Raw genomic sequence first — 10,130 nt, forward strand, 5'->3', positions numbered from 1 at the left:
GTTTCCTGGTTCGGTGGATGGACGGCACATCCGATGTGCGCTTGGAGCAACGCGCGAGGATCACCGACTTCTGGCGTTCACGTCAAATACACGCCGTTTGAGGCAGGTCACGGCCTGCTCGCTGAACTTGCATCTGAAACGATCCAGCCCGTCGCCGGCGGCCTTGCTGAATGGGGCTCAGGCCGGGTCGGCCGGCGGTGGCACCTGCAGGCTGGTGCGCACCTGGAACAGCTCGGGGAAAAAGGTCAGCTCCAAGGCCTGTCGCAAAAAGCCCACTCCGGAGGAGCCGCCAGTGCCGCGCTTGAAGCCGATCACCCGCATCACGGTACGCATGTGGCGGAAGCGCCACAGCTGGAAGGCGGTTTCCAGGTCCACCAGGTCCTCGCACAGCGAGTACTCGCGCCAGTAGCGGTCGGTGTCCTGGTAGATGCGGGCGAACACCGGCTGCAGGCTGTCGTCGGACACGTGCGGCAGGGTCCAGTCACGGTCGGTGTAGAGGTCGGGGATGGCGTGGCCGAAGCGCGCCAGGTACTTCAGGAATTCCTCGTACAGGCTCGGCGCTTCCAGCACGCTGCGCAGCTGCGCCTGGCCTTCCACGTCATGCTCGAACACCTGCAGCATCTGCTCGTTCTTGTTGCCCAGCAGGAACTCGATGTAGCGGTACTGCAGCGACTGGAAACCGGAGGACGGGCCCAGCACATCGCGGAAGCCCATGTACTCGGACGGGGTCAGCGTTTCCAGCACCGACCACTGCTCGGTCAGCTGGCGCAGCACCTGCTTGCTGCGCGCCAGCACCTTGCGGCACTGCCAGACTTCATCGCGCTGCAGGAAGCCGATCGCCGCCCGCAGCTCGTGGCCCAGCAGCTTCAGCCACAGCTCCGAGGTCTGGTGCTGGATGATGAAGAGCATCTCGTCGTGATGCGGCGGGTTGGACAGCGGCTGCTGCGCGGTCAGCAGCTGGTCCAGCCGCAGGTAGCCGCCGTAGGTCAGGCGCCCGTGCAGGTCGGTGTGGATGCCGGCTTCGAGATCGCGTTGGTTGTTGTCGACGGACATGGGCGGGACCAGATCAGGGGCGGCAAGGGTAGCGCGTTGCCTGCCGTGCGGGCAGCGGGCAAGGGGCAGCGTGCGGACCATACCGGGGCGTGCAGTCGGCCTGTGGAACCGCCGTTGCGCGTGGAACCTTTCGCGCCGTTGCGCCGGCAGTCAGCCAAAGGCGTATTCTGATGCTTTGCAGCAACGACTGAATACGTTGTTGTTATTGGCCCCCGAGCCGTCGCCAGGGGTACAAAGGGGAATCCCCGTGTTGCGCCGCAGGAAGGCTATTTCGTACGCGTTCCTTAACATGGCGATTCATATCATTTGTAACTTCTCTGTCGAAGGTGCAGTACGCAATGACGGTTGCCGCTGAGTTCAAGATCGAATACCTGCAGTACCTGGACGCGGACGGCAAGCTCGTCCGTGACGACCTGCCCGCATCCCTGAAGGATCCGGCCGTCCTGGTGCCGCTGTTCAAGCAGATGCTGTACGTACGCACGTTCGACAGCAAATCCATCGCGCTGCAGCGCACCGGCAAGCTCGGCACCTATGCCGCCTGCCTGGGCCACGAAGCCGCACACGTCGGCATCGGCGCTGCGATGAAGGCCGGCGACGTGTTCGCGCCCAGCTACCGCGAATACGGTGCGATGTTCATGCGTGGCGTGCGCCCGTACGACGTGCTGATGTACTGGGGCGGCGACGAGCGCGGCAACGACTACACCGGCAACGCGGTGAAGGACTTCCCGTTCTGCGTGCCGATCTCCACCCAGTGCCTGCATGCTGCCGGCGCTGCGCTGAAGTTCAAGCTCAACAACGAAGCGCAGATCGCGGTGGCGGTGTGCGGCGATGGCGGCAGCTCCAAGACCGACTTCTACGCCGCGCTCAATTCCGCCGGTGCCTACAAGCTCCCGCTGATCCTGTGCATCGTCAACAACGGCTGGGCGATCTCGGTGCCGCGTTCGGCCCAGACCGGTGCCGAAACCCTGGCCCAGAAGGGCCTGGCCGGTGGCCTGCACTGCCTGCAGGTGGACGGCAATGACCTGATCGCCGTGCTGGCCGCAATGGAACAGGCGCGCGAACGCGGCCTGGCTGGCGACGGCGGCACCGTGCTGGAGCTGCTGACCTACCGCCTGTCCGACCACACCACCGCCGACGACGCACGCCGTTACCGCGACGACGCCGAAGTGAAGGATGCCTGGACCCGTGAGCCGATGCTGCGCCTGCGCAAGTACCTCATCGCCCAGGGCGTGTGGAGCGAAGACGAAGAAAAGACCTGGGTCGAGCAGTGCGCGGCCAAGGTGGACGAGGAAGTGAACCAGTACCTCAATACCCCGGTGCAGCCGGTCGAGGCGATGTTCGACTACCTGTATGCCGATCCGCCGGCCGACCTGCTGGCCCAGCGCGCGGCCGCCATTGCCCTGGAGCAGCGCCATGGATGACATCAAGACGGGCGCATCCGCTTCCCAGGCCAATGCCGCCGACAGCGCCGCTGTCGCCGGTGGAGATATCGCAATGACCGCTACCCCCATCACCCTGATCGAAGCCATCACCCAGGCCCTGGCCTGGGAGCTGGAACACGACCCGTCGGTGCTGGTGCTGGGCGAGGACGTGGGCGTCAACGGCGGCGTGTTCCGTGCCACCGCCGGCCTGCAGCAGCGCTTTGGTTCGCAGCGCATCCTCGACACCCCGCTGGATGAAACCACCATTGCCGGCCTGACCGTCGGCCTGGCCGCGCAGGGCATGAAGCCGGTGGCCGAAGCCCAGTTCGACGGCTTCGTCTACCCGATGGTCGACCACATCATCTGCCACGCCGCGCGCCTGCGCACCCGTACCCGTGGCCGCCTGCACTGCCCGATGGTGCTGCGCGTGCCGTGGGGCGGTGGCATCCGCGCGCCGGAACACCACAGCGAAGCCAACGAATCGATCTTCACCAACGTGCCGGGCCTGCGCGTGGTGCTGCCGTCCAGCCCGCAGCGTGCCTACGGCCTGCTGCTGGCCGCCATGCGTGATCCCGACCCGGTGATCTACATGGAGCCCAAGCGCATCTACCGCCAGTACAAGGAAGTGGTCGTCAACGACGGCGAAGCGCTGCCGCTGGACGTGTGCTTCGTGCTGCGCGACGGCACCGACGTGACCCTGGTGGCCTGGGGCGCACAGGTGAAGGAAGCGCTGGAAGCGGCCGACAAGCTGGCCGGCGAAGGCATCAGTGCCGAAGTCATCGACGTGGCCACGCTGCGTCCGCTGGACTTCGCCACCATCGCCGAATCGGTGGCCAAGACCGGCCGCTGCGTGGTCGTGCAGGAAGCCCCGAAGACCGCGGGTTTCGGTGCCGAGATCGCCGCGCGCCTGGCCGAGGAATCCCTGTACGACCTGCTGGCCCCGGTCGAGCGCGTTACCGGCTACGACACCCACATTCCGCTGTTCCGCCTGGAAATGAAGTACCTGCCCAGCGTGGACCGGATCGTGACCGCGGCCAAGCGCGCGGTGGCGGCAGGCTGACATGCGGGCCCGCCTCCTTGGGGCTTACCGCAGCCAGTATTCCAACCCGCTCCGGTTCCGCACCGGCCAGATCGTCGAAGTCGGTGTACGTGACGAGGAATGGCCGGCGTTTGCCTGGGTACGCACCAACGATGGGCGCGCTGGATGGGCGCCCGTCGCTTGGCTGCAGCTGCTGGATGATGGTCGCGCCGAAGCCCTGCGCGATTACGACGCCCGCGAGCTGGATGTGGAAAACGGCGAGATGGTGAAGCTGCATCACGAACATGGTGGGTGGTGGTGGTCCGAGCGCGCGAATGGCGCGACGGGCTGGCTGCCGGCCCGCGAACTGGAACTGCTGGAAGAGAACTGCACATGAGCCAGACCAAGAATTTCAACCTGCCCGACCTGGGTGAAGGCCTGCCGGACGCGACCATCGTCGAGTGGTTCGTCAAGGAAGGCGACGTGATCAAGCTGGACGCGCCGCTGGTGTCGATGGAGACCGCCAAGGCCGTGGTGGAAGTGCCTTCGCCGGTGTCCGGCAAGGTGCTGAAGCTGTCCGGCGCCGCCGGCGACATCATCCCGACCGGCGCGGTGCTGGCCAGCTTCGAGATCGACCCGAACCTGCCGCAGCGCGCCGATGGCCAGGACACCGGCCACAGCCACGGGCACGCCCCGGCGGCCCCGGCCGCACCGAACCCGCCGCCGCTGCCAGCCGCCTCGGTGGCTGCCGCCGCTGAAGAAAAGGCCGAGCGTGATGACGCCGGCACCGTGGTCGGCGCGATGCAGAGCTCCAATGCCGTGCACACCGAACAGGCGCTGGCCGTCGGTGGCGTCAAGGCCGTGCCGGCCGTGCGTGCCACCGCGCGCAAGCTGGGCGTCGACCTGGCCCGCGTGCGCGCCACCGGCGCCGATGGCGCGGTGACCATGGCCGACGTCAAGCAGGCTGCGGCCGACGGCAGCGCCAAGCTGGGTGCTGCCCCGGCACCGGTGGCCGCCGCTGCTGCGTATACCGCCCCGGCCCCGGCCCAGGTGGCTGCGCCGGTGCAGAGCGAAGCCCGCACCCCGCTGTCCGCCGCCGGCAAGCCGATGCGTACCCAGCCGCCGGGCGTGGTCGCCAAGGGCCAGCCGGAGCCGCTGAAGGGCGTGCGCCGCAACATGGCGCGGGTGATGGCCGATGCGCACAGCAAGGTCGTGCCGACCACGCTGAATGACGACGCCGACATCCACGCCTGGCTGCCGGGCAACGACGTCACCGCCCGCCTGGTGCGCGCGATCGTGGTTGCCGCGCAGAAGGTGCCGGCCATGAACGCCTGGTTCGACGGCGAAGCGCTGACCCGCACCCTGCACGCGCAGGTGGACATCGGCATCGCCGTGGACACCGACGACGGCCTGTTCGTGCCGGCGCTGCGCAATGCCGACATGCTCGATGCCCGTGGCATCCGCGAAGGCGTCAACCGCCTGCGCGAACAGGTGGAAGCCCGTTCCATCGCGGCCTCCGAACTGAGCGGCTACACCATCTCGCTGTCCAACTTCGGCATGTTCGCCGGCCGCTACGCGACCCCGGTCGTGGTGCCGCCGTGCGTGGCCATCATCGGTGCCGGCCGTGCCCGCCACCAGATGACCCCGGTGATGGGCGGCGTGGAAGCACACAAGGTCATCCCGCTGTCGGTGACCTTCGACCACCGCGCCGCCACCGGCGGCGAAGCGGCCCGCTTCCTGCGCGCGATGATGGACGACCTGGCACTGGCCAGCTGATCCACCACCTGATTGGTGGGTGCCAACCGTTGGTTGGCACATGACCTGAAAAAACGCCGGGCACTGCCCGGCGTTTTTTTTGCGCGCAGCGTGGCGATCAGTCGCGCGCGACCATGCCCTCGGCACGGCTGTACACGCGCAGGCGATGGCCATCGGGATCGACGCCAACGAAGGTGTGGCCGAATTCCAGGGTCACCGGCGCCTGGGTGATCTGCACGCCAAGCGCGCGCCAGGCGTCGTGCAGCTGCTGCACTTCTGCAACGTTGGCCACCACCATCGCCAGCTCGGCCGCGCCGGCTTCTGCGGTGACCGCTGGCAGCACGCCATCACGCTGCCACAGGCCCAGCGCCGCGCCATCGCCCAGCAGGAACAGGGCGAAGCCGGGCGACTGCTCGACCGGCGGCGTGCCGAGGATGCTGCTGTAGAACGTGGCACTGGCCGCGACATCACGCACGTACTGCAGCAGGGTGCTGGGCTTGAACATGGGGAACCTCCGTTGTTGGGAGTGCCCATGGTGGTGCGGCCCTGCTGACAGATCCTGTCAGCAGCGTGGCGGCGCTGGCTTCTGTTTCTGCCTTCGTAGAGTCGACTGTCAGTCGACTGCTCTTGCCTCATAAAGTCCCGCGCTGCGCGCGATAGTCGACTAGCAGTCGACTCTACCCCCGCTTCTCTATCTCCCCCGGCCGGCAACTCACGACTGGTCCAGCCAATCCGGGGCGATGCCCTGTGCTTTCTGCCAGCGCCGCAGCAACGTGCCGCGCGGCACCAGGTAACGCGCTTCCAGCGTGCGTACCCGGCGGATGCGGTCCAGGCGGAAATGGCGGAAGTCTTCGCGGCTTTCGCACCACGCCGCCAGCATCTGCACTTCATCGAAATAGCCCAGCGCGAAGGGCCAGACCACGCGCTCGGTGCGCTGCCCTTGTGCATCCTCATAGGCAAACTGCAGCCGCATCTGCGCGCCTACCGCCTCGCGCACTGCCTGCAGGCGCGCCGATGGCACCTTCGCCGCGGCTTTCGAGGGGCCTACGCGCAGGCCGCTGTCGCGCAGTGCTTCGCGGCGTGCCGCTGGCAGTACGTGGGCGATGCGTGCCAGCGCATCACGGGCGGCGTCGGCCAGCGCCGGCTCGGTGCGGGCGGCCACCCAGCGCAGGCCCAGCACCAGTGCATCGATCTCGGCCGGGGGCAGGGTCATCGGCGGCAGCACGTCGCCGGGCACCAACTGGTAACCCACGCCGGCCTCACCACGCAGGTCGGCGCCCTGTGAACGCAGCGTCTCGATGTCGCGGTACAGCGTGCGCAGGCTGATGCCGAGCGCATCGGCCAGCGCCTGCCCGGCCACCGGCCGGCGATGCCGGCGCAGCAGCTGCAGCAGTTGGCTCAGGCGCAGCGCACGCGACATCAGCCGACCAGCGCGCTGGACGCCACCACGTGTTCGCCCGGCGGCGGCGCCAGCGCGGCATCCACCAGCGCCCTGGCGATACGGCTGGCCGGATTGATCCGCCATGCCCGCGGCAGTACCGGCCCGAGCGCGCCAAGCACCTGCAGGGCGAAGTGTTCGCCACGGCGAACCTGCTGCCGCTGCCCACCAATCAGGCCTGGCCGCACCAGGGTGAGCGAAGCAAAGGTGAGCGCGCGTAGATCGCGCTCGAGCTCGCCCTTCACCCGATTGTAGAAGAACGCCGAGCCAGCATTGGCACCAGCGGCCGAGTTCAGCACGAACACGCGGGCGCCCTGGCTGCGCGCCAGCCGGGCGAAGGCCAGCGGGTAATCGTGGTCGATGCGGTAGAAGGCCTCGCGGCTGCCGGCCTGGGCCATCGTGCTGCCCAAGGCGCAGATCACCGCATCCACCTGCGCCCAGTCCGGCGCATCGGGCAGCGCGTCGAACGACAGCACGGGGGCATGCAGCTTCGGATGGCTCAGGCCCAGCGGGCGCCGGGTCGGGGCCACTATCGCGCGGCAAAGCGGGTCGTCCAGCAGCATCGGCAGGGCCAGCCCGCCGACCAGGCCGGTCGCCCCCAGCAACATCACGCGCATACCCACCTCCCCTACGGCATCCTGTCGCCCATCGTAGCCGTTCAAGCCGTCGGCGGCCGCGCCGATATGCTGTCACCAGTCCCTGCCAGCCCCAGGATTTTCTTGCCATGACGGACCAGCCCGACCACCGCCCTGCCCCCGGCACCGCCCTGGGACCGCCGGCGCGCACGCGCGCGGTACCCGACGATGGCCGTGGCGACCGGGTGGTCCTGCAGGGCGGCACGGCCGTGGCCCTGCAGCAGCTGTTTGCCGGTGCCGATGCCCCCGAGCCGCTGCTGGCCGCCTTTGCCAATGGCATGGCCACCCTGCCCGGCGAGCTGGGCGACATGGGCGACCGCCTGCAGTCGGCGCAGGCCAGTGCCGACTGGCCGCGCTACGGCCGGGCGATGCGGCAGCTGATCGACAAGTACATCCGCACCATCGAGCAGCATTCGCCCGATGGCCAGCCCGACAGCCTGCGCCTGTCCGAACAGCTGCGCCTGCTGCTGGGCGGCGCGGTGGTGTCGCTGCTGCTGCACGACCCGGACCTGCGCGAGCAGGCCCAGGCGCTGGCCGCCCAGCTGCGGCAATGGCAGCCGGGGGCGCCGCTGGAGCCCATCGAACAGGGCGTGCGCGAGCTGGGCCACCAGGTGGGCGTGCGTGCGGAAAGCTGGCAGGAACAGCAGGCGCTGCTGCTGGAGCTGTTTGCCCTGCTGCTGGAAAACGTGAGCGAGCTGCTGGATGACCGCAGCTGGCTGCAGGGGCAGATCGCGGCCGTACGCCAGCTGCTGGCCGGGCCGCTGGAAGCGGAATCGGTCGAGCGCACGCGTGCCGAACTGCGCGAGGTGATCTACAAGCAGGGGCTGCTGCGCCAGGGCATCGATGATTCAAAGGCGGCGATGCGCGGCCTGATGGGCGAGTTCATCGAGCGCATGGACGGCATGGCCGCCAGCACCGGTGAGTACCACGACCGCATCGGCACCTATGCCCTGCAGCTGCGCGAGGCGCGCAGCATCGCCGACCTCAACCACCTGCTGCAGGAAGTGATGCACGACACCGGCAAGGTGCAGCAGCAGGCCGCGCAGGCGCGTGACCACCTGGCCAGCGCGCGGCAGGAAGTGGAACGGGCCGAGCGGCGCATCACCGAGCTGGAACAGGAACTGCGCGAGGCCGGCGACCTGGCCCGCATCGATCCGTTGACCCAGGCCCTGAACCGGCGTGGGCTGGACGAAATGCTGCAGCGGGAAATGGCACGGGCGGCGCGCAACAACACGCCGCTGGGCCTGGCGGTGATCGACCTGGATGACTTCCACCAGACCAACGATACCCATGGCCATGCCGGCGGTGATGCCCTGCTGCAGCACCTGGTGTCGATCTGCCGCCTGCTGCTGCGCGCCACCGATGGTGTTGCCCGGCTCGGCGGTGACGAGTTCGTGCTGGTGCTGCCGGAAACCCCGGGCGCCGACAGCATGGCCACGGTGCAGCGCCTGCAGCGCTCGCTGGCCCATCGCGTGCTGACCGTGCAGGACCAGCGCGTACCGGTGCATTTCAGCGCCGGCCTGGCGCAGTGGCAGCCCGGCGATGATGCCGAGGCCCTGCTGCGCCGCGCCGATGAGGCCCTGTATGTTGCCAAGCGCCAGGGCAAGAACCGGGTGCAGGCGGGGTAACCCGCCCTGGTGGGCATGGCCCGGCGGCGGCGGCTGGTGGGTGCCGACCGTTGGTCGGCACGCCCTTCAATGCAGCCGAGCATGGGCTCGGCTCTACAGCTTCCCGCGCAGTTTCTGGAACCCGGTCACCGCGGCCAGCACGATCGCGCCGGCAACGATGCCGACCACCATGTTCGCCGCCGCACTGATCAGCCAACCCCACTGCCCTTCGCCACCGAAGCCCTGCACCGCGTGGTGCAGCACCGGCACGTTGTGCACCAGGATGCCGCCGCCGACCAGGAACATGGCGATGGTGCCGGCCACCGACAGGAACTTCATCAGCCACGGCGCGGACACCACCAGGCCACGGCCGAACGCAGCCACCGCCCCGCCCTTGCGCGACAGGTACAGGCCCACGTCATCCAGCTTCACGATGCCGGCCACCAGCCCGTAGACGAACACCGTCATCGCCAAGGCCACCACGGCCAGGGTTACCAGCTGCTGGGTGAAGGCCGCGGTGGCGACCACGCCCAGGGTCAGCACGATGATCTCGGCCGAGAGGATGAAGTCGGTGCGGATGGCACCCTTCACCTTGTCCTTCTCCCACGCCACCATGTCCACCTGCGCATCGGCAAGCGCCTTGCGGCGCTCGGCCTGGTGCTCGGCGTCCTCATCGGCCGAATGCAGGAAGCGGTGGGCCAGCTTTTCCACGCCTTCGAAGCACAGGAAGGCACCGCCGATCATCATCAGCGGCACGATCAGCGGCACGTTCCAGCCCCGGCTGTGCAGCCAGGCCTCCAGCGCGCTGATCGCCAGCGCCGCCGGCACCAGGATCACCTTGTTCACCAGGGAGCCCTTGGCCACCGCCCACACCACCGGCAGTTCGCGGTTGGCGTTGACGCCGGTCACCTGCTGCGCGTTCAGCGCCAGGTCGTCGCCCAGCACGCCGGCGGTTTTCTTCGCCGCGACCTTGGTGAGGATCGAGACGTCGTCGAGCAGGGTGGCGATATCGTCGAGCAGGGCAAACAGGCTGGCACCGGCCATGGTGGATCCAAAGAGGGGATGGACGGATTCTGACTGATCCGGTGCCTGCTGCGGAAGCGGGTTCACCGCGTGCCTACTGCCGCCCGGCCACACTGCAGGGCCCCGGTAGTGCCGGCCGCTGGCCGGCAGCCGCCCCGCCCCGGCGTTGCCGGCCAGCGG

The 10,130-nt window shown here is 68.6% G+C and carries 10 protein-coding genes; 5 read left to right on the top strand and 5 right to left on the bottom strand.

The features are described 5' to 3' along the window. Positions 1–177 precede the first annotated feature (177 nt). Positions 178–1,053: a tryptophan 2,3-dioxygenase gene (locus tag AC3WL7_RS15650; RefSeq protein WP_492751451.1), complete on the bottom strand. Its 876-nt coding sequence runs from the start codon at positions 1,051–1,053 to the stop codon at positions 178–180. 338 nt (positions 1,054–1,391) lie between these two features. Here AC3WL7_RS15650 and pdhA point away from each other — a divergent pair, with 338 nt between their 5' ends. The 4 genes from pdhA to AC3WL7_RS15670 are packed head-to-tail and all read left to right on the top strand — an operon-like array spanning position 1,392 to position 5,268. Continuing rightward, complete coding sequence (gene pdhA, locus AC3WL7_RS15655) at positions 1,392–2,474, top strand: pyruvate dehydrogenase (acetyl-transferring) E1 component subunit alpha (protein WP_079223930.1); 1,083 nt, start codon at positions 1,392–1,394, stop codon at positions 2,472–2,474. Further along, entirely contained in the window at positions 2,467–3,534 is a 1,068-nt protein-coding gene (locus AC3WL7_RS15660; protein ID WP_079223931.1) for an alpha-ketoacid dehydrogenase subunit beta, read from the top strand. Before pdhA ends, AC3WL7_RS15660 begins: the two co-directional genes overlap by 8 nt. Position 3,535: 1 nt before the next feature. Further along, positions 3,536–3,889 carry an SH3 domain-containing protein gene (locus tag AC3WL7_RS15665; RefSeq protein ID WP_079223933.1) on the top strand — a complete coding sequence of 118 codons (354 nt, stop codon included), beginning with the start codon at positions 3,536–3,538 and terminating at the stop codon, positions 3,887–3,889. Further along, positions 3,886–5,268, top strand: coding sequence for a dihydrolipoamide acetyltransferase family protein (locus AC3WL7_RS15670; protein ID WP_492751455.1), 1,383 nt, complete (start codon positions 3,886–3,888; stop codon positions 5,266–5,268). Before AC3WL7_RS15665 ends, AC3WL7_RS15670 begins: the two co-directional genes overlap by 4 nt. Before the next feature lie 97 nt (positions 5,269–5,365). Here the strand turns inward: AC3WL7_RS15670 and AC3WL7_RS15675 are convergent, their stop codons facing one another. The 3 genes from AC3WL7_RS15675 to AC3WL7_RS15685 form a co-directional block, all read right to left on the bottom strand. Beyond that, on the bottom strand, positions 5,366–5,752 hold the full coding sequence (locus AC3WL7_RS15675; protein ID WP_200732489.1) for a VOC family protein: 387 nt from the start codon (positions 5,750–5,752) through the stop codon (positions 5,366–5,368). 207 nt (positions 5,753–5,959) lie between these two features. After that, entirely contained in the window at positions 5,960–6,667 is a 708-nt protein-coding gene (locus AC3WL7_RS15680) for a helix-turn-helix transcriptional regulator (protein ID WP_492751458.1), read from the bottom strand. Further along, positions 6,667–7,302, bottom strand: coding sequence for a Rossmann-fold NAD(P)-binding domain-containing protein (locus AC3WL7_RS15685; protein WP_079223941.1), 636 nt, complete (start codon positions 7,300–7,302; stop codon positions 6,667–6,669). The genes AC3WL7_RS15680 and AC3WL7_RS15685 overlap by 1 nt, the downstream gene beginning before the upstream one ends. A gap of 107 nt (positions 7,303–7,409) precedes the next feature. Between AC3WL7_RS15685 and AC3WL7_RS15690 the strand changes: the two genes are divergently transcribed. Beyond that, positions 7,410–8,948 carry a GGDEF domain-containing protein gene (locus AC3WL7_RS15690; RefSeq protein WP_079223943.1) on the top strand — a complete coding sequence of 513 codons (1,539 nt, stop codon included), beginning with the start codon at positions 7,410–7,412 and terminating at the stop codon, positions 8,946–8,948. 93 nt (positions 8,949–9,041) lie between these two features. Here AC3WL7_RS15690 and AC3WL7_RS15695 read toward each other — a convergent pair whose 3' ends face one another. Next, a complete protein-coding gene (locus tag AC3WL7_RS15695; protein WP_492751462.1) occupies positions 9,042–9,971 on the bottom strand; it encodes a DUF808 domain-containing protein in 930 nt (309 codons plus the stop codon). Positions 9,972–10,130 lie beyond the last annotated feature (159 nt).

This window comes from Stenotrophomonas sp. FW305-3-2-15-E-LB1 (assembly GCF_058787375.1).

Excerpts from the sequence above, each read along its gene's own strand:
- AC3WL7_RS15650 (WP_492751451.1), bottom strand. The coding sequence starts at position 1,053 with ATGTCCGTCGACAACAACCAACGCGATCTCGAAGCCGGCATCCACACC.
- pdhA (WP_079223930.1), top strand. The coding sequence starts at position 1,392 with ATGACGGTTGCCGCTGAGTTCAAGATCGAATACCTGCAGTACCTGGAC.
- AC3WL7_RS15660 (WP_079223931.1), top strand. The coding sequence starts at position 2,467 with ATGGATGACATCAAGACGGGCGCATCCGCTTCCCAGGCCAATGCCGCC.
- AC3WL7_RS15665 (WP_079223933.1), top strand. The coding sequence starts at position 3,536 with ATGCGGGCCCGCCTCCTTGGGGCTTACCGCAGCCAGTATTCCAACCCG.
- AC3WL7_RS15670 (WP_492751455.1), top strand. The coding sequence starts at position 3,886 with ATGAGCCAGACCAAGAATTTCAACCTGCCCGACCTGGGTGAAGGCCTG.
- AC3WL7_RS15675 (WP_200732489.1), bottom strand. The coding sequence starts at position 5,752 with ATGTTCAAGCCCAGCACCCTGCTGCAGTACGTGCGTGATGTCGCGGCC.
- AC3WL7_RS15680 (WP_492751458.1), bottom strand. The coding sequence starts at position 6,667 with ATGTCGCGTGCGCTGCGCCTGAGCCAACTGCTGCAGCTGCTGCGCCGG.
- AC3WL7_RS15685 (WP_079223941.1), bottom strand. The coding sequence starts at position 7,302 with ATGCGCGTGATGTTGCTGGGGGCGACCGGCCTGGTCGGCGGGCTGGCC.
- AC3WL7_RS15690 (WP_079223943.1), top strand. The coding sequence starts at position 7,410 with ATGACGGACCAGCCCGACCACCGCCCTGCCCCCGGCACCGCCCTGGGA.
- AC3WL7_RS15695 (WP_492751462.1), bottom strand. The coding sequence starts at position 9,971 with ATGGCCGGTGCCAGCCTGTTTGCCCTGCTCGACGATATCGCCACCCTG.